Below are 23393 nucleotides of genomic sequence, written 5' to 3' on the forward strand. Positions count from 1 at the left end.
AGGTCCCTCGAAGGACCTGTACGTCTGACACGCACGTATGACCCTCTGTCGAGGCTCTCGCGGCGTCGCCGGGTTAGCGTAGGCGACCGTGGCATCGAACCTGGCTTGCATCGGACTGGACGTCTGGCGACGCAGCGAATTTCGCGACATGGTGGCATCCGCGCGCGCCGAGGCGGAGACGATCGCGAAGGACGGCGAGGTCGGCGTGCACATCTGGACCGACACGTCCGGTGCCCGCCTGATCATCACCACCGAGGGCGACCTGGTCCGGGTGGTCACGCCCACGTTCTACGCGGCGCCGGGCGCCATCCTCTCCGAGCCGCAGGCGGTCGACGGCGGCCTCGTGCTCGCCGAGCTCGTGAACCAGCACGACGAGGTGATCACCGAGATCGCCTGCCAGCTCGAGGAGCTCGCCCTGCTCGGCACCGCGGAGGCACCCGTCACGGGCCCCGTCTCGATCGTCGTGCTCGGCAACTCCGTCCAGGTCATCGGGCAGGCCGACGCCGACGTGTCCGGCCTGGTCTTCGAGCCCACCGGCGCGTACGCCGCGTCGACCGACGCCGTCGCGCACCTGACCGGCGTCGTGCTCGCGATCGAGGAGCGCACCGTCGCGCGCACAAGCCAGCGGTTCACCGCGGCCCGCGTGCAGACCGACGGCTTCCAGGTGACCCTCTGCCACCCGGCGGGCAAGCCCGCGCTGACCCCGGGCGACGTCGTCGAGGTCGACGGATACGTGGTCGCGTCGCTGCCGGGGCTGCGCTGACCCTCCGCCGGGCTGGCTGGCTGGCTGCCGACTTCTCCCGGGTCCCGGGCTGACCCCTCCCCTTTGAGACCAAAGTTTCTTCGCTTTGGGCCACCCCAGAGCGAAGAAACTTAGGTCTCAAAGGAGAACGCGGCAGCCGGGCCGACGGCGGAGCGTTGGGGGAACCACTGATGACAGGGCGCGGCCCCGCCTGGTGTGATTTCACCCGGCCCCGCGCGTCCGGCCGGTGGCTCACGGCGATCCCCGAGGACGGTCCCACCCATGAGAACCTCCCGCTCCCTGTTCGTCGTCGTCGCGGCCCTGGCCGCGGGCGCTCTCGGCCTGCCGACGACGTCGGCCGCGCTCGCGACGGAGGCTCAGGCCGCGCCGCCGTCGGGCAGCTACTACGTGCAGAGCGCCACGACCGGGCTGAACGCGGCGGACGCCGGGGGCGCCGTCGAGCAGCACCGGCCGAAGGGCGACGAGGACCACCAGCAGTGGACGCTGCGGGCCGACGGATCGGCGCACGTCCTGGAGAGCACCGACGCGTCGGGCACGTGCCTGGGCCGCTCGGGCGGCCAGGCCCGGACGGTCGGCTGCGGGGAGGCCGGCGCCGCCTGGGAGGTGGTCGACGTCGGCGGGGACCGCTACCTGCTTCGCGCTCCCGGCACCGGTGACCACCTCACCGTGAGCCCCAAGCCGGGCGGCGCGAACTACCCGGCGCAGCTCGCGGTCGGGGGCGGCGGGCCGCTCGCCGAGTGGTACCTGACGCCGGTCGGCCCGGTGACCGGCCCGCTGCCGCCCGCCGACGAGCGCACCCTGGACCAGATGACGTTCCTCACCGCGCACAACGCGTACGCGAACGGGGTGGACGGCGGCTTCGCGCCCCCGTTCATCAACCTCGCGCCCAACCAGACGCGGGGGATCGAGCAGCAGCTCGCCGACGGCGTCCGCGGGTTCCAGCTCGACATCCACCAGACCGGCGACGGCGCGATCCTCTGCCACAACAGCTGCACCCTCGTCAGCAGCCCGGTCGCGCTCTGGGTGGACCTTCAGCGGATGGTCGACTTCCTGGAGGCGCACCCCGACCAGTTCGTCACGGTGTTCCTGGAGGACTACGTGGAGCCCGCCGTGCTGCGCGCCGAGCTCGACCGCGTCGACGGCCTGGCGGACGTGCTCTACCGGCCCGACCGCACCGGCGTCCGCGAGGACGGCTGGCCCACGATGGCCCGGCTCGTCGCCGACAACGACCGCCTGCTGATCCTCAGCGACCACAGCCGGTCCGCCGACGAGGGCGCGGGCCTGACCCGGGAGAGCTTCGGCGTCATGTACCAGCGCGAGTGGACCGTGGAGAACTACTGGTCCATGGGCCCGGGCATCGGCGACTCGGACTGGTCCTGCTACAGCCGCTGGTACGACGCCGGCACGAACATCCCGCTCACCAGCCCCGGGACGGGCTTCCGGCCGCTGTTCGTGATGAACCACTTCCGGGACGTGCCGGTCGAGGTGACGGCCCGGACCGACAACGAGCGGCTCCTGGACCGGGCCCAGCGGTTCTGCCAGCCGGCGGCCCGCAAGAAGCCGACGTTCGTGGCGGTCGACCGCTACGACGTCGGGGACCCAGCCGCCGCGGTGGCGGCCCTGAACACGTACACGTACTGACGGGTCGGGCCCCGTCCGTCGTCCGCCGGAAGCCTTCTCCTTTGAGACCTAAGTTTCTTCGCTTTGAGCCGCCTCAAAGCGAAGAAACTTAGGCCTCAAAGGAGAGAGGCGTCGCCCAGGAACGGGAGCGGGCCTACTCCGAGGGGAGCGGGCCTACTCCGAGGGGAGCGGGCCTACTCCGTGGGCAGCGGGCCGCCCCGCGCGTCCAGGCGGTACAGCAGCCTGGGCAGGACGTCGCCGAGCCGCAGCCCGTCGTGCTCGAACTCGTTGGTCACCCACGCCGCGACGTTGCCCACGTGCGCGGCGGTCTCCAGCGACAGCGACGAGTCGACGAACATGTCGTCGAAGTACACGGCGGCCTCGACCGGGATGTCGTTGTCCGCGAGCCGGTGCAGGTCGTACAGGTCGCCCCAGTCCTGCCGCTGCGCGAGGGCGTCCGCGGCGGCCTCGAACGGCCGCAGGGCGCTGATCTCGGAGAACATCCAGGGGTAGATCATCTCGCCGGTGAGCAGCAGGGGCCGCGCGTCCTCGCCGAACGCCGGGTCGGCGTCGCGCACGGACTGGGCCGCCCACGCCGTCGGGCCCGTGTGGGACTGCGCGTAGATCGACTCGTGCAGCAGCGCGTACAGCGGGTTGGTCGCGAACGACGTCTCGGCGGCGACCGTCGCGCGGAACGTGTCGCTGAGGGGGCCGCCGTGCGGTGAGTCGAACGCCTCGTCGACGATCCAGTGCACGCGCTCGAACCCGGACTGCATGCCGAAGTCCATCCCGAGCGTCTGGAACCGGCGGACGGTGAGCGGGTCGCCGCCGGGCTCCGCCACGCCGCCGCCCGCGAGGCGGTCGGCGATACGGCCGAGCGTCTTGGTGACGTGCGGGTAGCGCGCGCGGAACCGCTCGTTCTTGGCGACGACGCGCGGCTGGGTGCGCTCGTAGACCTCCCGGGCCGACGCCGTCAGGCCCGGCAGGCCGCCGGTCACGAGGCTCGCGTTCAGGCCCTCGGGCGCGAACGACAGGTACGTCATGGTGATGAAGCCGCCGTAGGACTGGCCCAGCGAGGTCCAGCGCCGGCCCCCGAAGAGCGTCTTCCGCACGTGCTCGGCGTCGTGCACGATGTTGTCGGCGCGGAAGTGCGCGAGGTACGCCGCCTGCTCCGCGGGCGTGCCGACGGCGGCCAGCGCCTCCGCCCGGACGGCGCTCGACCGCCCGGTGCCGCGCTGGTCCAGCAGCACCACGCGGAAGCGCTTGAGGGCCGCGCCCACCCAGCCGTCCGGGCCGGTGGGACGGGGGCCCTTGCCGCCGGGACCGCCCTGGAGGAACACGAGGAGCGGCAGGTCCTCGGTGCGGCGGGTGGGGTCGACGAGCTCGCGCGCGAACACGGAGATCGTGGGCGACCCGTCCGGCTGGGACCAGTCGAGCGGGACGTCGACGGAGTGGTCGGTGACATGGACACCGGGAAGCGTGTAGCTGATGGGCACGGAGTGAGCCTATGACCGCACGCTCCGCCGCCGCATCGCCACTTTCGCGATATGGATTGCATTAATAGAGTGCCCACTCTAATAATTGAGCCATGACGACCACCGAGGTGCGCCAGCACCCGGCACTCCCCGCCGTCCTCGGCCTGGGCGTGCTCGCGCTCGGCGTGATCCTCGGCTGGTTCGCCGGGCCGCTGGCGGGCGGCCTGGCCGCGATCATCGACGCGACGCCGCTGCCCGTGCCGGGGCTGCTCAGGCTCGTCGAGTCGCTGTCCTTGCCCTGGACGCTCGGCATCCTGGGCGGGCTCGGCTTGGTGGGCGGCGCGTTCATCGCCTTCATGACGGTGGGCGAGGCGCCGGTGCTCAGCGTCGCGGACGACCACGTCGAGCACCGGCAGGAGGAGCGCGAGGTGTGGGTCGAGCGGTCCGACGTCGGCGCCGCGTTCCGCGACAAGGAGGACCTGGTGCTCCTGCGGCCCGACGGCGGCCTGCGCGCGCGGCTCGACACCGACACCCTCTCGGCCGGGAAGGTCCAGGAGGCGCTGACCCGGCACGGCTGGCCCTGGCACGACGCCGACCCGCACGAGCGGCTGTTCGAGCGCTGGGTCGACGGCCGGCCGGGCTTCACGGCCGCCGAGCACGACGTGCTCCGCCGTCGGCTGGAGGAGCGCAAGGACGCCGCCGCCCGCCGCCAGGCGGACGCCGACCTGGCCGCGCTCGGCCTCGTGGCACGCGTCCGGGACGACCGGATCCAGGTGCGCCGCACGGCCGCGACCGAGGACGCGCGTGGCGCGGACCGTTGATCCCGCACGGCACGAGGCCCGTCGGCTGGTCATCATCGACGCGGCGCTGACGGTCTTCGCGGAGCGCGGCTACGACGGCGCCACCACCGCGGCGATCTGCCGCCGGGCGGGCATCGGGTCGGGCACGTTCTTCCACTACTTCCCGACCAAGCTGGACGTCCTGCTCGCGATCCTGACGCTGGGCACCGAGGAGGCCGGCGAGGCCGAGGCGCGGTACGCGGACCGGACGGACGCCCTGGGCGTCGTCCTCGACATCATCCGGCAGGGCGCCGACGACGCCGAGGACCCCCGGATGCCCGGCTTCGTGCGCGCGGTGGGCGGCGTCATGCACCTGCCGGAGGTCGCGGCCCGGCTCGACGAGGACGCGGACGTCCAGCAGGACCTGATCCGGCCCTGGGTCGAGCGGGCCCAGCGCGCCGGCGAGATCCGCACGGACCTGACGCCCGCCCGCATCACCTCGTGGCTGTACCTGTTCACCGACGGCTTCCTGGGCCGCGCGGCGGTCGACGAGGGGTTCACGGTGGAGGGCGAGAAGGAGACGCTCGTGGAGACGGCACGCCGGTTCCTGGCGCCGTAACGCTGTGCCCCCCGAAACGTGTCAGACGCTCAGGTCCCCCGAGGGACCTGAGCGTCTGACACGGAGTGGTGCGGTCAGCCGATGTCGGCGTCGACCCAGTCGAAGGTCTTCGTCACGGCCTTCTTCCAGCTCCGGTAGAGGCGGTCGCGCTCCTTGTCGTCCATGTCCGGCGTCCAGCGCCGGTCCTCGGCCCAGTTCGCCGTCACGTCGGACTCGCCCTTCCAGAAGCCGACGGCGATACCCGCCGCGTAGGCCGCGCCGAGCGCGGTGGTCTCCGCGACGACGGGCCGCACGACGTCGACACCGAGCTGGTCGGCCTGGAACTGCATGAGCAGCTCGTTGGCGACCATGCCGCCGTCGACCTTGAGCTCGGTGAGCTCCACGCCGGAGTCCGCCTTCATGGCGTCCATGACCTCGCGGGTCTGGTACGCCGTGGCCTCCAGCGCGGCGCGCGCGATGTGGTTGCGGTTGACGTACCGGGTGAGCCCCACGAGCGCACCGCGCGCGTCGGGCCGCCAGTACGGCGCGAACAGGCCGGAGAAGGCCGGCACGAAGTACGCGCCGCCGTTGTCCTCGACCTTGCGGGCGTACCACTCGACGTCGGGCGCGTCGGTGAACAGGCCCAGGTTGTCGCGGAGCCACTGGACCAGCGACCCCGTGACGGCGATGGAGCCCTCCAGCGCGTAGATCGGCGCGCTGTCGCCGATCTTGTAGCAGACCGTGGTGAGCAGGCCGTTCTCGGACGGCACCTTCTCCGTGCCGGTGTTGAGCAGCATGAAGTTGCCGGTGCCGTACGTGTTCTTCGCGGTACCGACCTCGAAGCACGCCTGGCCGAACGTCGCGGCCTGCTGGTCGCCGAGGATGCCCGCGATGGGCACGCCGGGCACCATGCCCCGGGGCCGCCCGGTCCCGTACACCTCGGACGAGGAACGGATCTCGGGGAGCATCGACAGCGGGATGCCCATGTCGGAGGCGATGTCCTCGCGCCACGACAGGGTGTCGAGGTCCATGAGCATCGTGCGGGAGGCGTTCGTGACGTCGGTGACGTGCACCCCGCCCTCGACGCCGCCGGTCATGTTCCACAGGACCCACGCGTCGGTGTTGCCGAACAGCAGGTCGCCGCGGTCCGCCGCCTCGCGTGCGCCCTCGACGTTGTCGAGGATCCACTTCACCTTGGGGCCGGAGAAGTAGGTGGCGAGCGGCAGGCCGACGATCGCCTTGTACTTCTCGGCGCCCTCCGACCCCGCGAGCTCGTCGACGATCGCCTGCGTGCGCGTGTCCTGCCACACGATCGCGTTGTAGACGGGCTTGCCGGTGGTCTTGTCCCACACCACCGTGGTCTCACGCTGGTTGGTGATGCCCACCGCGGCGAGGTCCGTGTGGTTGATGTTCGCCTTGGTCAGCGCGAGGCCCACGACCTGGCGCGTGTTGTCCCAGATCTGTTCCGGCTTGTGCTCCACCCAGCCGGCCTTGGGGAAGATCTGGTCGTGCTCGATCTGGCCGGTGGACACGATGGTCCCGGCGTGGTTGAACACGATCGCCCGGGTGCTCGTGGTGCCCTGGTCGATCGCGAGTACGTAGTCAGCCATCGGAGTTGACTCCCTTGTCCGTGTCGAAGTCTGTCTGGGGGGTGCGGCTCAGGCGGCGACGGCGGCGGCCAGCAGGCCACCGAGTGCGCCACCGGCGAGCGGGCCCAGCACCGGGACCCACGAGTAGGCCCAGTCGCTCGAGCCCTTGCCCGGGATGGGCAGGACGAAGTGTGCGATACGCGGGCCGAAGTCACGGGCCGGGTTGATGGCGTACCCCGTCGGGCCACCGAGGCTGGCGCCGATACCGGTCACGAGAAGGGCGGCGGCCAGCGGCCCGAGGTCGCCCGGCCAGTTGGCGAACGACAGGATGACGAACACCAGCATGAACGTGCCGATGACCTCCGTGACGAAGTTCCACCCGTAGGAGCGGATCGCCGGGCCCGTCGAGAAGACGCCGAGCTTCACCGCCGGGTCGGCATCCTCGTCGAAGTGCCGCTTGTAGGCCAGGTACGCGAGGACCGCGCCGACGAAGGCACCGACGAGCTGGCTGCCCCAGTAGATGAGCATGTTGGGGAAGTCGGCGGCCACGCCGGGTGCGAACTCCTCGGCCCCGCTGGTCAGGATGCCGAGGGTCACGGCCGGGTTGATGTGCGCGCCGGACTTCAGCGACACGAAGACACCCGCGAAGACCGCGAGACCCCAGCCGAAGTTGATCATCAGCCAGCCGCCGTTGAACCCCTTGTTCTTGGGGAGGATGGCATTGGCCACGACGCCGGCACCGCCGAGGAGCAGGATCATCGTGCCGAGGAACTCCGGCACCATGATGTCCGTGAATGCGTTCATCACTGACTCGCTTTCTGCCGACAGCCCTGTCGGCGTACGGAGGTAGTCCCGGCGGTCCCTCTACGGCGACCCGTCGGCTGAGTGAGTAGGTGTGGTCCTTCGCTTTCCCTTGGTCTCGGAGCGGCTTGCTAGTTTCGGAGCGGCTGCATGGCCGCCACGTCCGGTGTGGTCAGGCGCGCGCGCTCGGCGCCCTCGTCGTCGGGCTCCTGCGCGGCCTGGCGTTCCGCGTCGATCCGCGCCTGCCAGGCGCTGACCTCGCGCTCGGCGTCCGCCGCGCTCCACCCGAGCAGCGGGCCGACGACGGCGGCGATCTCCTCGGCGGCCGCCGTGCCGCTGTCCCGCACCTCGTAGACCAGGCGCGTGCGGTGCCCGAGCACGTCCTCCAGGTGGAGGGCACCCTCGTGGCTGACCGCGTAGTACACCTCGGCGCGCAGGTAGGCGGTCGCGTGCTCGAGCGGCTTGGCGAGCGACGGGTCGGCGTCGCACAGCTCCACGATCTCGGCCAGGTTGGCGCCGTACCGGTGCAGCAGGTGGTCCAGCATCGGGGGCGACCAGCCGAACCGCTTGCCCCACGTACGCGCCTGGCGCTGCACGGCCCGCAGCCCGACGGCGCCCGTGAGCGGGATCTGGTGCGTGATCGACGGGAGCGCGGCGGCCCGCTGCCCGATGGCGAAGTCGACGGCGTCCTTGGCCATGATCCGGTACGTCGTGAGCTTGCCGCCCGCGACGACGGTGAGGCCCGGCGTCGGCGACGCGACGGTGTGCTCGCGGCTGACCTTCGCGCTGCTCGTGCCGGCCTTGGTGCCCGGCTGCAGCAGCGGGCGCAGCCCGGCGTAGGTGCCGATGACGTCCTCACGGGTCAGGGGGTGCGCCAGCACCGCGTTCGCGTGGTCCAGCACGTAGTCGATGTCGGTGCTCGTGGCGACCGGGTGCGTGGGGTCGAGGCTCCAGTGCGTGTCCGTGGTGCCGATGATCCAGTACCGGCTCCACGGGATGACGAACAGCACGGACTTCTCCGTCTGCAGGATCAGGCCCGCGTGCCCCCGGATGCGCTCGCGCGGGACGATCAGGTGCACGCCCTTGCTGGCGAGCACGCGGAGGCCGCCCTCCGAACCCGCCAGGGCCTCGGTGTCCTCGGTCCACACGCCGGTCGCGTTGATGACCGACCGCGCCCGGACGGTGATCTCCTTGCCCGTCTCCAGGTCCACGACCACCGCGCCGTTCACCGCGCCCGTCGCGCCCTGCGTGAGGCTGACGAGCTGCGTGCGGCTCGCGGCGTGCGCGCCGTAGCTGACGGCGGTGCGGATCAGGGTCGCGACCAGGCGGGCGTCGTCCACCGAAGCGTCCCAGTACTGGACGGCCCCGACGGCGGCGTCGTGCGCCAGGTCCGGGAACTTGGCCTCCATCTGGTTCCGGCTCAGGTGCCGGTGGAACGGCATGGGCCGGCGGCCGGGGGTGAGCGTCGCGAGCACGTCGTACATCGCGATGCCGGCGCCCACATAGGCGCGCTCCCACACGCGGTGCTCCAGCGGGTACAGGAACGGGACCGGTCGCACCAGGTGCGGTGCGAGGTCCCGGAGCAGGAGGTCGCGCTCGGTGAGCGCCTCGTGGACCAGCTCGAAGTCGAGCATCTGGAGGTAGCGGAGGCCGCCGTGCACCAGCTTGCTGCTGCGGCTGGAGGTGCCCTGGGCCCAGTCCTGTGCCTCGACGACGGCGGTCGACAACCCCCTTGTGACCGCGTCCAGGGCGATGCCCGCGCCCGTGACGCCACCCCCGATCACCAGCACGTCGAGCTCGGCGGCGGGACTCACACTGGCTTCGAGCGCAGCCAGTGCCTGGGTCCTCGCTTCTGCGGTCAGGCGAGTAGAGGCCATGCGCCAAACTCACCACGCATTCCGTGACTTGGCAAGACCTTTGCCCTTGCCGCCGGGGTGTGTTGGGATGTTCTCTCGCTCACTTTCCGATTTGCCATTCGTTTCCCCTGGTGGCGGCACGTGTGCGCCCGTGGGTGAATGTTCGTCACAGTCGGCTCCCGCGCGCCGCGGGACCGTCTTCTCGCGCGCCCTGGGGACCGTCTGGTGTACGCCGCGGGCGCCGGGTCGGCGGCCCGCCGTACTGTGTGGCCGTGACGACACCCGAGGCGCCGGCCGTGCCCGTGATCCGGCCCGCCCTTCCCGCCGACGTGCGCACCATCCGCGACCTCGTCCAGCCGCTCAGCCAGGAGCGCATCCTGCGGCCCTACGAGATGGTCGGGTACTACGAGGCGGTCCAGGAGTTCCTCGTGGCGACCGACCCCGCGGGGCAGGGCGACGCCGTCGGCTGCGGGGCGCTGCACGTGATGTGGGACGACCTCGCCGAGGTGCGCACGTTGGCCGTGCACCGGGACTGGCGCGGCCGCCGGGTGGGGCACGCGCTGCTCGAGGCGCTCGTCGAGCGCGCCCGCAACCTGGGCCTGAGCCGGGTCTTCTGCCTCACCTTCGAGGTGGACTTCTTCGCCGCGCACGGGTTCCGCGAGATCGACGGCACGCCCGTGACCCCGGAGGTCTACACCGAGCTGCTGCGCTCCTACGACGAGGGCGTGGCCGAGTTCCTCGACCTGGCCCGCGTGAAGCCCAACACGCTGGGCAACTCGCGGATGCTGCTGGAGCTCTGACGCCGGCAGGCTACTTGGGCAGGTGCAGCCGGCCGACGTCGTCCTGCTCGGCCAGCCCGTCCTCGACCAGGCCGGCGATCGCGCGGTCGAGCTGCGCGGGGTCGTGCCACAGGCTCGCGAGCAGGGCCCGGTCCACGGGCTCGGACGCCTGCCGGAGCTCCGCCATCACCCGGCCGCGCGCCTGGCGGTCGGTACCGGCCCAGGCCTGGGTGCGGCGCTTGTCGGCGTGGGCGTCCGGGGGCGATCCGGCCCGTCGCCACGCGCACAGCCCGGCGACGGGGCAGGCGCCGCACTTCGGTGCCTTCGCGGTGCAGACCAGCGCGCCGAGCTCCATCGAGGCGGCGGCCCAGCGCGCGGCGTCGGCGTCGCCCTCCGGGGCCAGTGCCGTCGCCAGCCTGCGCTCGGCGGCGGTGTACGACGGCGCGGGCAGCGCCGAGCCGCCCACCGCGCGGGCCAGCACCCGGCGCACGTTCGTGTCGACCACCACGGACCGCTTGCCGTAGGCGAAGGCCAGCACCGCGGCGGCCGTGTACTCGCCGACGCCGGGCAGGGCGAGCAGCTCGGCCTCGGTGCGGGGCACCACGCCGCCGTGCCGCTCCACGACCTTCCGGGCGCACTCCTGCAGCCGCAGCGCGCGGCGCGGGTAGCCCAGCCGGCCCCACGCGCGCAGCACGTCGGCGGTCGGGGCCGCGGCCAGGTCGGCGGGCGTGGGCCACTGCTCCAGCCACGCGTGCCAGGCGGGCTCCACCCGGACCACCGGCGTCTGCTGCAGCATCACCTCGCTGACCAGCACGCCCCACGCGGTGCGGTCGGGCGCGCGCCAGGGCAGGTCGCGCGCCGCGCCGTCGAACCACTGCACGACGCCGGCCCGCACCTCGGTGCGCCGCGTCGCCTCCCCTGCTGTCACGGGGACCCATCCTGCCGCACCCGGGGCGCCCCGGCCGACCGGGTGGGCGCCGGTCGGCCGGGTCGAGCGGGCGGCCCGGCCCAAGCGTTCCTGGGAGGGGCTCGGCCGGGTGTCGTCCGGCCGGCTGGACCGGACAAAGCTGTGAAGTAGGACATGTGACCGACTCGGCGGCGCGGCTGCCCTCCGGTCCCGGCGCGGCGTCGTATTTTGGTGCCGCGGCCGTCATCGCACGTCAGGCCGTGGGTGTCACGAAGATTCTGGGGGTCGAGCAGGTGGTCAGTGCGCCGGAGCGGGCCGAGCAGTCCCTGGGCCGGATCGCGGTCGAGCCGCGCCCCGACGGCGGTCGGCCCCGCCGGGGACGGTTCATCGCGGTGCTGGTCGTGGTGCTGCTCGGCGTGATCGGCGTCGCCGTCACCTGGCCGCAGCCCGACCCGCCGATCGCCGCGGAGAAGATCAGCCCGCCCGAGCCCGTGGACCCCAACGCGGCCGCGTCGCCGTGCACGCCCGAGGACCTCGACGTCGGCCTCGCGGCTGACCGTACGGCGGTGACGCCCGGCGTGCCGGTCCGGTTCACGGTGTCGGTGCGGAACACGGGCCAGGTGCAGTGCCTGGTCGACGCTCCCCGGCACGGCCTCGCCGTGACCGTCTACCAGGGCGAGGTGGGCGAGCCGACGGCGGAGCGGGCCTGGTCGTCCGCCGACTGCGCCGACCAGGACGAGGAGCGGCTGCTCCTCCTCGGGCCCGGCGACGTGGACACCACCAACGTGAGCTGGTCCGACGCCCGGTCGGAGCCCGGCTGCGCGGACGACCAGCCCCGGCCCAAGCCAGGCGAGTACACGGCGCAGGTCGCGCTCGCCGGCGTCGACGGCGCGACCAGCGACGTCGTCCGGCTGACGTACACGGTGCCGCAGCCGTCCGCGTCACCGTCGTCCTCCGGGGACCCGTCGGGGGAGCCGTCCGGGAACGCGTCGGGCGACCCGAGCGCCGACCCCAGCGAGTCGCAGGACGGCGGCGCGGGCAAGGACGCAGGCAAGGACGCGGACTCGAAGGCGACGTCGGAGCCGGACTCGAAGGGCTAGCCCTGACCGTTCCCGCCCGTGTCAGACACACAGGTCACCCGGGGGACCTGTAGGTCTGACACGAGCGGGCTGGGGGACGCGCGGGTCAGACGTAGCGTTCGAGGATGCTCGACTCCGCGAGCCGGGACAGGCCCTCGCGGATCGTCCGGGCGCGCTGCTCGCCCACGCCGTCGACCGACATGAGGTCGTCCACGCTCGCGGCGAGGAGCTTCTGCAGGCTGCTGAAGTGGCCCACGAGCTGCTCGATCGTGACGCTCGGCAGGCGCGGCACCTTGGACAGCAGGCGGTAGCCGTGCGGCGCGACGGCGGCGTCGAGCGCGTCCCCGCCGCCCGGCAGGTCGAGGATGCGGCCGATCTGGCTCATGTCGAGCAGCTCCTGCGACGTGAGCGCGGACAGCTCCGCCTGCACGTCGCCGAGGGTGCGGTCCTTGCGGCTCAGCACGTAGTCGCGGATCACGAACTCGCGGTCCGAGCCGACGTCGCCGATCAGCTCGTCGAGCTGCAGCGCGAGCAGCCGGCCGTCCACGCCGAGCTCGATCACGTAGCCCGCGATCTCGTCGGAGATGCGCCCCACCATCTCGAGGCGCTGCACCACGGAACACACGTCGCGCACGGTGACCAGGTCCTCGATCTCCAGCGCGGAGAGCGTGCCGGACACCTCGTCGAGGCGGGCCCGGTAGCGCTCGAGCGTGGCGAGGGCCTGGTTGGCGCGGCCGAGGATCGTGTCCGAGTCCTCCAGCACGTGCCGCTGGCCGCCAACGTAGAGGGCGACGATCCGCATGGACTGGCTCACCGAGATCACGGGGAACCCGGTCTGCTTGGCGACGCGCTCGGCGGTGCGGTGGCGCGTGCCCGACTCGGTGGTCTCTATGGTCGGGTCGGGCAGCAGCTGCACGGCGGCCTTGCGGATGCGGGTGGCGTGCCGGTCGAGCACGACGGCGCCGTCCATCTTGGAGAGCTCGCGCAGCCGGGTCGCCGAGAAGTCGACGTCGAGCGAGAACCCGCCGGAGCAGATCTGCTCGACGACCTCGTCAAGGCCGAGGACGATGAGCGCGCCGGTGCGGCCACGCAGGATGCGTTCCAGCCCGTCGCGAAGCTCGGTCCCGGGCGCGACGGCGGCCAGGGTCTCACGGAGCAGCTCGTCAGTGTGCGAGGAGGTCGTGGCCACGAAGAAATCCTACGCTGTGCCCCAGGGGCCAAGCAGTTGGTTTCATGAACCGGTCATCTGCCGGCCACCTCACCGTTGCCCTGACCGCCTAGGCCCTGCGCCCACTCCACGGCGTCGCGGATGTGCGTCGCCTCGACGAGCTTGAGCCCCTCGGGCGCCTTGACCCCGGTCCCGTGCGGCACCACCGCGTGCGCGAACCCCAGCCGTGCGGCCTCGCCCAGGCGGCGGTCGAGCCCGGCGACCGGGCGCAGGTCGCCCGCCAGGCCCACCTCGCCGACGGCGACGGTGGCACCGGGCAGCGGCTTGCCGGTCCGGGCGGACACGAGCGCGAGGGCGGCCGCGAGGTCGGACGCGGGCTCGGTGATGCGGACGCCGCCGACCGTGGAGGCGTAGACGTCCTGGTCCGCGAGCCGCAGCCCGCCGTGCCGCTGGAGCACGGCGAGGATCATCGCCAGCCGGCTGGAGTCCACGCCGCTGGTGGCGCGGCGCGGGTTGTTCAGCGGGCTCGGCGCCACCAGGCCCTGCACCTCGACCGCGAGCGGCCGCCGTCCCTCCAGCGTGACCGTGATGCACGAGCCGGCCACCCCCGACCCGGCGTGCGACAGGAACAGCCCGGACGGGTCGGGCAGCCCCACGATCCCGTCCTCCGACAGGTCGAAGCAGCCCACCTCGTCCGTGGGGCCGTACCGGTTCTTCACCGCGCGGATCATCCGCAGGCGGGAGTGCCGGTCACCCTCGAACTGGCAGACCACGTCCACCAGGTGCTCCAGCGTGCGCGGCCCCGCGACCGAGCCGTCCTTGGTCACGTGCCCCACGAGGATCGTGGGGATCTGCCGCTCCTTCGCCACGGCGATCAGCGCCGCGGCGACCTCCCGGACCTGCGAGACGCCGCCCGGGGCCCCGTCCACCTGCGAGGACGCGATGGTCTGCACCGAGTCGACGATCAGCATGTCGGGCTGGTTGGCCTCCAGGTGGCCCAGCACCGTGCCGAGGTCGGTCTCCGCGGCCAGCAGCAGCGTGCGCGACAGCGCCCCGATCCGTTCGGCCCGCAGCCGGACCTGCCCGGCGGACTCCTCACCGGTCACGTAGAGCACCGTGCGGGGCGACTCGAACCCGTCCGGGCCCAGCGCGCCGTCCGCCACGTTGCTCGCGACCGCGAGCAGCAGCGTCGACTTGCCCACGCCCGGCTCGCCCGCGAGCAGGATCACGGCCCCCGGCACGAGGCCGCCGCCGAGCACCCGGTCGAACTCGCCGACGCCGGTCGGGTTGGCGCGTGCCGACTCCACGTCGATGTCCGCGATGGGCCGGGCGGGCGTGCGAGCGGGCGACACCGCCGCCGTGCGGGGGCCGGTCGCCGCCGGGCCGTCCTCGGTCACGGTGCCCCACTCCTGGCACTCGCCGCAGCGGCCGACCCACTTGACGGTGGTCCAGCCGCACTCGGTGCACCGGTACGCGGGCCGGGCCTTCTTGGAGGTCGATGAGGTCACGAGGGGAACCGTACGTGCCGCCACTGACACCGGCCGAAGATCACCCGGGTCGAGGCCCCCGGACGGCCCTGGACGGCACCCCGGGCCAGGTAGTTTGCATGGATGCCGGCCTCCGACGGGCTCGTGGCGCCCCGTGCCGACGCGCACGCCCGCCCGGACCACCCGACGCTCCTGCACCACCCGACGCCCCCGCAGCACCCGACACCCCCGCACCGTCCCGCGGCAGGTTCCGCCGCCCGCGTCGCGGGCCTCGTGGTCGTGCTCGCCGTGGCCCTCGGCACCTGGCTGGTCTGGTGGGCGATGGTCACCACCTGGCCCGGGCAGCGCGTCGAGGAGCTGGTCTTCGTCACGGCCGACCTGTTCCAGGACGTGGTCAACCGGCCCGTGGAGCCGGTGCTGCTGCTCGGCTCGCCGCCGTGGCTCGTGACCGGCTTCCTCGCGGTGTGCGGCGTCGGGCTGCTGCGCCGGCGGTGGGGTGCCACGGCGATGGCCGCCACCGTCGTCGTCGGCTCGAACCTGACCACGCAGGTGGTCAAGGACGGCGTGCTCTACCGCACCGGGCTGGTCGGGGAGTGGAACCGCGACGTCAACACCCTGCCCAGCGGCCACGTCACCGTGGTGGCGGCCGCCTGGGCGGCGCTGCTGCTCGTGGTGCCCCGGCGCTGGCGGCCGGTCACGGCGCTCGCGGGCGCCGTCGCGACCTGTGCCATGGGCCTCGCGACGATCGCGGACCGGTGGCACCGCCCGTCGGACGTGGTCGCGGCGGTGCTCGTCGTCGTGCTGTGGACGGCGCTGGTGGGCGTGGTGGCGCCGGCCGCATGGGCGGACCGGCGCCAGGACGACCCGCGGGCCCGCACGGAGCGGCCGACGCGGCTGGTCGCCATCTTCCTCGGCGCCTTCGCCGCCCCGCTGGCCGTGCTGTCGGTCCTGGCCGCCGCCTTCGCGGAGGGGCACATCGGGTCGGGCCCGGCCTGGGACGCGGGGCTCGTCGCGTACGTGGGCGGCCACCTCGCGGCGTTCGCCGTCGCGACGGCCGCGTTCGCCGTGCTGCTCCCGCTGAGCCAGGCGGCCGTGCGGCCCCGGTAGGCCTGGGCTCACCCGGTGGCCCCGGGCTCACCCTGCCCTGCCGGGCGTGCCTCCCTGCCGATGTCAGTGGCGCGACATAAGGTCTCTGCTGAGCCACCGTGACGTATCCGGTGGACCGAGCACGGGGGAGCCAGACATGACCGACCAGCGCGTGAACTCACCACGCACCGGCGCGACAGCATCGGTGAGCGGCAAGAAGGCATCGCCCGCCGTGTACCGGCGCCGTCGGTTCGTCGCGTTCGTGGGCGTGCTCGTCGTGGTGGTCGTGCTCGTCCTCCTGGCGGGCTTCGCCTGGCCCGGCTTCTGGCGCGCCGAGGCGACGCCGGAGCCCGTGCCGACCGTGACCGTCACGGCGCCGGTGCCGACCCCGACCGTCAAGGCGATGGACCGCAGCGGCGACGAGACCGCCTTCCAGAAGGCCCTCCCGTCGGCGGTGCTGCAGCTCGCGCTCGGCTCGCTCGCCGAGGCCAAGGAGCCCAAGGGCGAGGGCGCGCTGGAGGCCTGGACCGCCGAGTACTCGGACGGTGACGCCGTCGAGGTGGCGGTCGTGGCCGGGCAGTGGGCCTCGCCGGACGAGGCCGCCACCGGGGCCGCGGCCTGGACCTCGGCCGCCGGCGAGGCGGAGCGGACGGGCGACGTCAAGGTCGGCAAGGAAGTCGTCGGGCAGTACGCGTTCGTGCCGGCCAAGGGCGGCACCACCGTCGTCGTGTGGCAGAACGGGACCGCCGTGCTCCAGGCGACCGGTCCGACGGACCTCATGGAGGACTTCTACACGGCCTTCCCCCTGTGACCGGAGCGCGGACCACGGGCGCGCGTCGCCCGGGCGGGGCGTGCCGGGAGACAATGGTGCGGTGAACCAGCGACTTGCAGTGCTCGGGGCCGGGAACATGGGCGAGGCGGTGCTCGCGGGCGCGCTGTCGGCGGGCTGGGCCGCGTCCGACGTCGTCGCCACCGTGCGGACCGAGGCCAAGGCGCAGCACCTGCGCGAGACCTATCAGGTAGCCACCACCAGCGACAACGTCGCCGCGGTGCAGGGCGCCGGCATCGTGCTCGTGGGCGTGAAGCCCAAGGACGTGGGCGCGCTGCTCGACGAGGTCGCGTCCGCGATCGACCCGGCCGCCGTCGTCGTCACCGTCGCGGCCGGCCACCCCACGGAGTTCTACGAGCGGCGGCTGCCGGCCGGCGTCGCCGTGGTGCGCACCGTGCCGAACACGCCCGCGGCGATCGGCGCGGGCATCACGGCGATCGCGCCGGGCGCGGCCGCCACGGAGGCCCACCTGGCGGCGGTCGAGCACCTGCTCGCCGGCACGGGCGCGGTGGTGCGCGCCGCGGAGAAGGACCTCGACGCCGTCTCCGCGATCTCCGGCTCCGGCCCCGCGTACGTCTTCTACGTGGCCGACGCCCTCGCCGAGGCCGGCGTGCTGCTCGGCCTCACGCGCGCCGTCGCGCGTGAGCTCGCGACCCAGACGCTGCTCGGCGCCTCCCGCCTCATGGACGAGTCGGGGGAGCACCCGGTGATCCTCCGCGAGAAGGTCACCTCACCCGGCGGCACCACGGCCGCCGCCCTGCGGGCGCTCGACGACGGCGGGGTGCGCGCCTCGTTCCTCGACGCCGCCACGGCCGCGCGTGACCGCGCCCGCGCGCTGGGTGGATGATTCGGCCGTGACCATCTCTCGACCCGCGACGGCGCGGCCGCCGGCCATGGCCGACGTCGCCGCGCTCGCCGGCGTGTCCCACCAGACCGTCTCGCGGGTGCTGAACGGCCACCGGAGCGTGCGCCCGGCCACGCGCGAGCGGGTGCTGGAGGCCATCGCGGAGCTCGGCTACCGCCGCAACAGCGCGGCGCGCGCCCTGGTCACGGCGCGCTCGGCCACGGTGGGCGTGGTGACCACCGGGTCGCCGCTCTTCGGCCCGTCGAGCACGCTGATCGCCGTCGAGGAGGCCGCGCGGGAGCAGGGCTGGTACGTGAGCGTCGCGACGCTGCGGCAGTACGACGGCGCCACCCTGCACAAGGCCTTGGAACACTTCATGGACCAGGCGGTCGAGGGCATCGTGGTCATCGCGCCGCACAGCGACGTGGCCGACGCCGTGGAGTCGTTCCGGGCGCCCGTCCCCGTGGTCCTGATCGCCGCCCGGGAGCTCCAGCCCGACGTGCCGGTCATCCCGCTCGCCGTCGACCAGCGGGCCGGCACCCGGCTCGCCGTCGAGCACCTGATCGAGCTGGGGCACCGGCGCATCCTGCACGTCGCGGGCCCGCAGGACTGGCTGGACGCCGTCGAGCGCGAGGAGGCGTGGCGCGCGGTGCTCACCGAGCACGGCCTGCCGGTCCCCGACCCCGTGATCGCCGGGTGGACCGCGGACCGCGGCTACATGGTGGGCCTCGACCTGGCCCAGCGCGTCCGGGCCGGCGACGGCCCGACGGCGGTCTTCGCCGCCAACGACCAGCTCGCGCTCGGGCTGCTGCGGGCCTTCTGGGAGTGCGGCGTCTCCGTGCCCGACCACGTGTCGGTGGTCGGCTTCGACGACGTCGACGGCTCCGGCCACTTCATCCCGCCGCTGACGACGGTGCGCCAGCCGTTCGTCGACCTCGGCCGTCGCAGCGTGGGGCTGCTCCTCGCGGCGGTGGACGGCGGCCGGCCCGCCGCGGAGCTCATCGCGCCCGAGCTGGTGGTCCGCCGGAGCGCGGCGGCCCCCCGCGCCTGAGCCCGGCGGCCCCGCGCGCCTGAGCCCGGCGGCCCCGCGCGCCTGAGCCCGGCGGCCCCGCGCGCCTGAGCCGCCCTCAGGCCGCCTCCTCCTGGCGGGGCGCGGGGTGCACGTCGAACACGCTGACCGGCTCGCCGCCGTCCGTGGTGAACACCGAGGGGCCGTGCACGACCTGGCGTCCGGTCGGCAGGACCGGCGTGAGTCGCTCGCGCGCGATGTGCTCCTCGAAGGCGAGCGTGTGCAGGTAGCCCGCTGCCGCCTCCTCGACCGGGGTGAGCTCCCGTGCGGTCGTGGTGGTGAACGTGACCTCGACGCGTCGGGGCAGGGTTCCGGAGATCACGGCGACCTCCTGGTCCGTGGCGGAGCGCACCCGGTCCGCGACGGTCCGGTGCGCCGCGGCCTCGAGGCCGGCGGGACGCGGGCGCGCGACGACCATCTGGCCGTACCCGTTCCTGGTCGCGTCGGGGGCGGCGGTCCACGAGACTTCGGCCGGCCCGGCGCCCAGGTGTTCCAGCGCCTCGGCGAACGCCCGCTCGATCTCCGGCGTGACCACGGCCAGCTGGGCGAACGTACCGATCCTGCCCTCGGCGTCGTCGGGGATGTCGAGGTCGATGACCACCCCGACCCAGTCGACGGCGGGGGCGGGGGTGCTGTGCGCGGTCAGGTCCCCGAGATCGAAGGACGCCACGTGCTCGGCCACGTCGAGGTAGAAGTCCTCCATGTGCCGCTGGACCTCGACCGTCTCGCGCCACCGCTCGAACGAGAAGTCGGCTGCCGAGGCCAGCTCGGACAGCGGCACCTGGGCCCGCCGGAGCAGGTCGACGGTCATGCCGTGCCGGAGCTGGGTGCGGGAGTACACCCGGTACCCGGACACCGGGTCGATCGACGACGGCGTCACGATGTCGCGCTCCGCGTACAGCCGCAGCGCCTTCGTGGTCAGGCCGGTCATCGCCTGGAACTCCCCGGCGGTCAGTTCGTCGTTCATCGTGCTCCTGTCGGTCGTGCGCGTCGCTGCCCCCATGGAGCAGTCGCTGTCCCCGTCGAGCATGGGGCTCGCCCCTTGGGCGAGGTCAAGACACGTCCTCCCGGTGCGCGCCTGAGCCCCGTCGGACGCGCTCCCGGACCCCCTGCATACCTATCTCAGAACGTTGCCCAAGAGAGCGTTGACACGTTCGCGAGGCAGTGGCAGAGTCACCGCGCACGAGGATGTTTACGTTCACATTCTCGCCGCCGGGCAACGTCGTCCGGCGTGTTCCAGGACATAGCCGTCCAGGTGAGTCCGGACGACGCCGTCCGGGGAAAGGGGTGTGGCCGTGGCCGGTCGCCGCCCACCGAGCCTCCGCGTCTCCGCGGCCGGCTGGAGTTTCGTGACGCCCTTCCTGGTGGTCTTCGCGCTGTTCATCGTGACGCCGCTGGTCTACTCGATGTACCTCAGCCTGTTCCGCAACCAGCTCATGGGCGGGACCACGTTCGCGGGGTTCGACAACTACGTGACCGCCTTCACCGACCCCAAGCTCTGGGACGGCGCCGGGCGGGTCGGGCTGTTCCTGCTGGTCCAGGTGCCGATCATGCTGGGCATCGCCCTGATCGCCGCGCTCGCGATCGACAGCGGCCGCCTGCACGGCAAGAGCTTCTTCCGCGTGGCGCTGTTCCTGCCGTACGCCGTGCCCGGCGTCGTCGCGGTGCTGATGTGGGGCTTCATGTACGACGACCGGCTCGGCCTCACCGGCAGCCTGAACGACCTGGTCGGCTTCCCGCTCATCGATCCGTACACCAAGCAGTGGATCCTCACCGCGATCGGCAACATCGTGACCTGGGAGTTCGTGGGTTACAACATGCTGATCCTGTACGCGGCGCTGAAGACGGTGCCGCTCGAGATCTACGAGGCGGCGGCCATCGACGGCGCCAACCAGTTCCGGATCGTGCGGTCCATCAAGATCCCCGCCGTCCGCGGCGCGCTGGTGATCGCGACGATCTTCTCGATCCTCGGCAGCTTCCAGCTGTTCAACGAGCCGAACGTCCTCAAGGAGATCCAGCCGGCCCTGATCTCGACCTACTACACGCCGAACATCTACGCCTACAACCTGACCTTCGTGGGCAACCAGGTGAGCTACGCCGCCACGGTCGCGATCGTGATGGGCCTGGTCACCGCGGTCGTCGCCTACGTGGTGCAGCTCCGCGGCACCCGGAGGGAGATCTGATGGCCGGCTACTCGTACGACCGACCGCGCAAGTCGATCACCCTGACCGTCCTGCTGGGCGCGCTGCTGATCTACTCGATCCTGCCGCTGGTCTGGATGCTGTTCAGCGTCACCAAGACCCAGCCCGAGCTGCTCAGCTCGTTCGGGCTGTGGTTCTCCGGGCCCTTCTCCTTCTTCGACAACGTGCAGGCCGTCGTCACGCGCGACGACGGCGTCTTCCTGAAGTGGTTCGCCAACACGCTGGTGTACGTGGTCGTGGGCGCCGGCGGCGCCACGGTCCTCGCGACCGCCGCCGGGTACGGCCTGGCCAAGTACCGGTTCCGCGGCCGCAACGCGGTGTTCGCCGTCATCCTCGGGGCGATCGCCGTGCCCGGCACCGCCCTCGCGGTGCCCACGTTCCTGCTGTTCAGCCAGTGGGGCCTGACCAACACCATGTGGGCGGTGATCCTGCCGTCGCTCGTCTCGCCGTTCGGGCTCTACCTCATGTGGGTGTTCTCCGCGGAGGCGGTGCCCACCGAGATCCTGGAGGCCGCCCGGGTCGACGGCTCGGGCGAGTGGCGCACCTTCTTCACGATCTCGCTGCGCCTCCTGGCGCCCGGCATCGTGACGGTGGCGCTGTTCGCGATCGTCGCCACGTGGAACAACTACTTCCTGCCGCTGATCATGCTCAACGACCCGAACCTGTACCCCCTCGTGCTCGGGCTGTACCAGTGGCTCGCGGACGCGTCCGGCATCGGCGCGCAGCCGGTGTTCAACCTGGTCATCACGGGCTCGTTCCTGACGATCCTGCCGATCGTCGTCGTGTTCCTGGTGCTCCAGCGCTACTGGCAGTCCGGCCTGAACGCGGGCAGCGTCAAGGCCTGACCGACGTCGGCCCGGCCGGCACCGAGACCTGAACTACAACGATGTGGAAGAAGGAAGACCAATGACCATCACCCGTAACCGCCGGGTCGCGCTCGGCGCCCTGGCCGCTCTGATGGCAGCCTCGCTCACCGCCTGCTCGGGTGGCGGGGACGACGGCGGCAGCGGCACCACCGAAGGCGCCGGCGCGGACGAGATCGAGGCCGCGCTCCAGGAGGGCGGCAGCATGACCTACTGGACCTGGACGCCCCAGGCCGAGACGCAGGTCGCCGCCTTCGAGAAGGCGTACCCGAACGTCGACGTGACCCTCGTGGACACGGTGGGCGCGGGCGACGCCAACACCAAGCTGCAGAACGCGCTCGCGGCCGGCGACGGTGTGCCCGACGTCGTCCAGATCGAGTACCAGTCCATCCCGCAGTTCCAGCTCCCGGGCCAGCTCGTGGACCTCACCGCGTTCGGGTTCGCCGACCTGCAGGACCTGTACACGCCGTCCACCTGGGGCGCCGTCTCGCAGCAGGGCATCTGGGGCCTGCCGCAGGACTCCGGCCCGATGGCGTTCTTCTACAACCAGGAGGTGTTCGACGCCGCGGGCGTCGAGGTGCCGACCACCTGGGACGAGTACATCGACGCAGCCCGGAAGATCAAGGAGCACGACCCCAAGACCTGCATCGGCAACGACACGGGCGACGCGGGCTTCACCACCAGCATGATCTGGCAGGCCGGCGGCACCCCGTTCCAGACCGAGAACGGCGCCGTCACCATCGACCTGGCCGACGAGGGCACCACCAAGTGGGCCGACATGTACCAGCCGCTCATCGACGACGAGCTGCTGTGCCAGCTCCCGGGCTGGAGCGACCAGTGGTACGGCGCCCTCAACGACGGCACCATCGGCTCGGTGGCGCTGGGCGCGTGGATGCCCGGCATCCTCGAGGACGGCGTGCCCGACGGCAAGGGCAAGTGGCGCGTGGCCCCGATGCCGACCTACGACGGCACCCCGGTCAACGCCGAGAACGGCGGCAGCGCCGAGGCGATCCCGGGCGCGGCGGAGAACAAGCTGCTCGCGGCCGGCTTCCTGAAGTGGCTCAACTCGAGCGACGAGTCGATCGAGGAGTTCATGGCGACCGGCGGCTTCCCCGCCACCGTCAAGCAGCTCGAGTCCCCGGAGTTCCTGGGCTACGAGTCCGAGTACTTCGGCGGGCAGAAGATCAACGAGGTGCTCGCCGCGGGCGCGTCCGACGTCAACGAGGGCTGGCAGTACCTGCCGTGGCAGTCGTACGCGAACAGCATCTTCGCGGACACCGTGGGCCAGTCCTACCTCGACAAGTCCTCGCTGCTGGACGGCCTCGCCGCCTGGCAGGACGAGAACGTGTCCTACGGCACGGAGCAGGGCTTCGAGGTCAACGGCGGCTGACAGCCGCGCCGCACGTGTCAGACCCCCAGGTCCCTCGGGTGACCTGGGGGTCTGACACGCTTGCCGTGGTCCGGGGACCGGCTTGGGTGCAGCGTTGTCGGCAGGTATCGTGTGAGCGCTAACATCGCCGAGGCGGTGAGCGGGTCGCCCTGCGGGTGGCCCGACGACGGAGACACGAGCTACGCCTCGCGACGGTGCGGGCAGGACGGA

General features: G+C 72.5%; 21 protein-coding genes. 13 read left to right on the forward strand and 8 right to left on the reverse strand.

Annotated elements, in window-relative coordinates; all coding sequences use genetic code 11:
- The first annotated feature begins 148 nt into the window (after positions 1 to 148).
- Together FHX71_RS26205 and FHX71_RS26210 are read left to right on the forward strand one after the other, a co-directional pair.
- Positions 149 to 763 (forward strand): hypothetical protein, encoded by a 615-nt coding sequence (locus FHX71_RS26205; protein WP_182620430.1) that lies wholly within the window; start codon positions 149 to 151, stop codon positions 761 to 763.
- Positions 764 to 1024: 261 nt separating this feature from the next.
- A complete protein-coding gene (locus FHX71_RS26210) occupies positions 1025 to 2404 on the forward strand; it encodes a phosphoinositide-specific phospholipase C-related protein (protein ID WP_182620431.1) in 1380 nt (459 codons plus the stop codon).
- A gap of 173 nt (positions 2405 to 2577) precedes the next feature.
- Here FHX71_RS26210 and FHX71_RS26215 read toward each other — a convergent pair whose 3' ends face one another.
- Positions 2578 to 3879, reverse strand: coding sequence for an alpha/beta fold hydrolase (locus FHX71_RS26215; RefSeq protein ID WP_182620432.1), 1302 nt, complete (start codon positions 3877 to 3879; stop codon positions 2578 to 2580).
- 92 nt (positions 3880 to 3971) lie between these two features.
- On the opposite strand from FHX71_RS26215, the gene FHX71_RS26220 reads away from it, so the two are divergent.
- Together FHX71_RS26220 and FHX71_RS26225 are read left to right on the forward strand one after the other, a co-directional pair.
- Positions 3972 to 4679 (forward strand): YqeB family protein, encoded by a 708-nt coding sequence (locus tag FHX71_RS26220; RefSeq protein WP_182620433.1) that lies wholly within the window; start codon positions 3972 to 3974, stop codon positions 4677 to 4679.
- The gene (locus tag FHX71_RS26225) at positions 4663 to 5256 is read left to right on the forward strand and encodes a TetR/AcrR family transcriptional regulator (RefSeq protein WP_182620434.1); all 594 of its coding nucleotides are present in this window, start codon (positions 4663 to 4665) and stop codon (positions 5254 to 5256) included. Before FHX71_RS26220 ends, FHX71_RS26225 begins: the two co-directional genes overlap by 17 nt.
- A 74-nt stretch (positions 5257 to 5330) precedes the next feature.
- On the opposite strand, the gene glpK is transcribed toward FHX71_RS26225, so the two are convergent.
- The 3 genes from glpK to FHX71_RS26240 all read right to left on the reverse strand — a co-directional run bounded on the left by glpK (position 5331) and on the right by FHX71_RS26240 (position 9502).
- Positions 5331 to 6845, reverse strand: a complete 1515-nt coding sequence (gene glpK / locus FHX71_RS26230; RefSeq protein ID WP_182620435.1) for a glycerol kinase GlpK — start codon at positions 6843 to 6845, stop codon at positions 5331 to 5333.
- Positions 6846 to 6893: 48 nt separating this feature from the next.
- Positions 6894 to 7628 carry an MIP/aquaporin family protein gene (locus FHX71_RS26235; RefSeq protein ID WP_182620436.1) on the reverse strand — a complete coding sequence of 245 codons (735 nt, stop codon included), beginning with the start codon at positions 7626 to 7628 and terminating at the stop codon, positions 6894 to 6896.
- 128 nt (positions 7629 to 7756) lie between these two features.
- The gene (locus tag FHX71_RS26240) at positions 7757 to 9502 is read right to left on the reverse strand and encodes a glycerol-3-phosphate dehydrogenase/oxidase (protein ID WP_182620437.1); all 1746 of its coding nucleotides are present in this window, start codon (positions 9500 to 9502) and stop codon (positions 7757 to 7759) included.
- 251 nt (positions 9503 to 9753) lie between these two features.
- Between FHX71_RS26240 and FHX71_RS26245 the strand changes: the two genes are divergently transcribed.
- Positions 9754 to 10281 carry an amino-acid N-acetyltransferase gene (locus FHX71_RS26245; protein ID WP_312877227.1) on the forward strand — a complete coding sequence of 176 codons (528 nt, stop codon included), beginning with the start codon at positions 9754 to 9756 and terminating at the stop codon, positions 10279 to 10281.
- A 10-nt stretch (positions 10282 to 10291) separates the two neighbouring features.
- Here the strand turns inward: FHX71_RS26245 and FHX71_RS26250 are convergent, their stop codons facing one another.
- A complete protein-coding gene (locus FHX71_RS26250; RefSeq protein WP_312877228.1) occupies positions 10292 to 11188 on the reverse strand; it encodes an iron-sulfur binding domain-containing protein in 897 nt (298 codons plus the stop codon).
- Between the two features lie 155 nt (positions 11189 to 11343).
- Here FHX71_RS26250 and FHX71_RS26255 point away from each other — a divergent pair, with 155 nt between their 5' ends.
- A complete protein-coding gene (locus FHX71_RS26255) occupies positions 11344 to 12267 on the forward strand; it encodes a hypothetical protein (protein ID WP_182620438.1) in 924 nt (307 codons plus the stop codon).
- A gap of 85 nt (positions 12268 to 12352) precedes the next feature.
- On the opposite strand, the gene disA is transcribed toward FHX71_RS26255, so the two are convergent.
- Both disA and radA read right to left on the reverse strand, forming a co-directional pair.
- Positions 12353 to 13435: a DNA integrity scanning diadenylate cyclase DisA gene (gene disA / locus FHX71_RS26260; RefSeq protein ID WP_182620439.1), complete on the reverse strand. Its 1083-nt coding sequence runs from the start codon at positions 13433 to 13435 to the stop codon at positions 12353 to 12355.
- A gap of 53 nt (positions 13436 to 13488) precedes the next feature.
- On the reverse strand, positions 13489 to 14922 hold the full coding sequence (gene radA, locus FHX71_RS26265; protein WP_182620440.1) for a DNA repair protein RadA: 1434 nt from the start codon (positions 14920 to 14922) through the stop codon (positions 13489 to 13491).
- Between the two features lie 102 nt (positions 14923 to 15024).
- On the opposite strand from radA, the gene FHX71_RS26270 reads away from it, so the two are divergent.
- The 4 genes from FHX71_RS26270 (at position 15025) to FHX71_RS26285 (ending at position 18711) form a co-directional block, all read left to right on the forward strand.
- Positions 15025 to 16008 (forward strand): phosphatase PAP2 family protein, encoded by a 984-nt coding sequence (locus tag FHX71_RS26270; protein WP_182620441.1) that lies wholly within the window; start codon positions 15025 to 15027, stop codon positions 16006 to 16008.
- 136 nt (positions 16009 to 16144) lie between these two features.
- Positions 16145 to 16798 (forward strand): hypothetical protein, encoded by a 654-nt coding sequence (locus FHX71_RS26275; protein WP_182620442.1) that lies wholly within the window; start codon positions 16145 to 16147, stop codon positions 16796 to 16798.
- Positions 16799 to 16859: 61 nt separating this feature from the next.
- Positions 16860 to 17663: a pyrroline-5-carboxylate reductase gene (gene proC / locus FHX71_RS26280; protein ID WP_312877229.1), complete on the forward strand. Its 804-nt coding sequence runs from the start codon at positions 16860 to 16862 to the stop codon at positions 17661 to 17663.
- Between the two features lie 46 nt (positions 17664 to 17709).
- Positions 17710 to 18711 (forward strand): LacI family DNA-binding transcriptional regulator, encoded by a 1002-nt coding sequence (locus FHX71_RS26285; protein ID WP_182620840.1) that lies wholly within the window; start codon positions 17710 to 17712, stop codon positions 18709 to 18711.
- Positions 18712 to 18787: 76 nt separating this feature from the next.
- Here the strand turns inward: FHX71_RS26285 and FHX71_RS26290 are convergent, their stop codons facing one another.
- Positions 18788 to 19696, reverse strand: coding sequence for a MerR family transcriptional regulator (locus FHX71_RS26290; protein ID WP_182620443.1), 909 nt, complete (start codon positions 19694 to 19696; stop codon positions 18788 to 18790).
- 322 nt (positions 19697 to 20018) lie between these two features.
- Here FHX71_RS26290 and FHX71_RS26295 point away from each other — a divergent pair, with 322 nt between their 5' ends.
- From FHX71_RS26295 to FHX71_RS26305, 3 genes are all read left to right on the forward strand, one after another.
- Positions 20019 to 20912, forward strand: a complete 894-nt coding sequence (locus FHX71_RS26295; protein ID WP_182620444.1) for a carbohydrate ABC transporter permease — start codon at positions 20019 to 20021, stop codon at positions 20910 to 20912.
- The gene (locus tag FHX71_RS26300; protein ID WP_182620445.1) at positions 20912 to 21775 is read left to right on the forward strand and encodes a carbohydrate ABC transporter permease; all 864 of its coding nucleotides are present in this window, start codon (positions 20912 to 20914) and stop codon (positions 21773 to 21775) included. The genes FHX71_RS26295 and FHX71_RS26300 overlap by 1 nt, the downstream gene beginning before the upstream one ends.
- 61 nt (positions 21776 to 21836) lie before the next feature.
- Positions 21837 to 23183 (forward strand): ABC transporter substrate-binding protein, encoded by a 1347-nt coding sequence (locus FHX71_RS26305; RefSeq protein ID WP_182620446.1) that lies wholly within the window; start codon positions 21837 to 21839, stop codon positions 23181 to 23183.
- Positions 23184 to 23393 lie beyond the last annotated feature (210 nt).

It is taken from the genome of Promicromonospora sukumoe (assembly GCF_014137995.1).
GTDB lineage: Bacteria > Actinomycetota > Actinomycetes > Actinomycetales > Cellulomonadaceae > Promicromonospora > Promicromonospora sukumoe.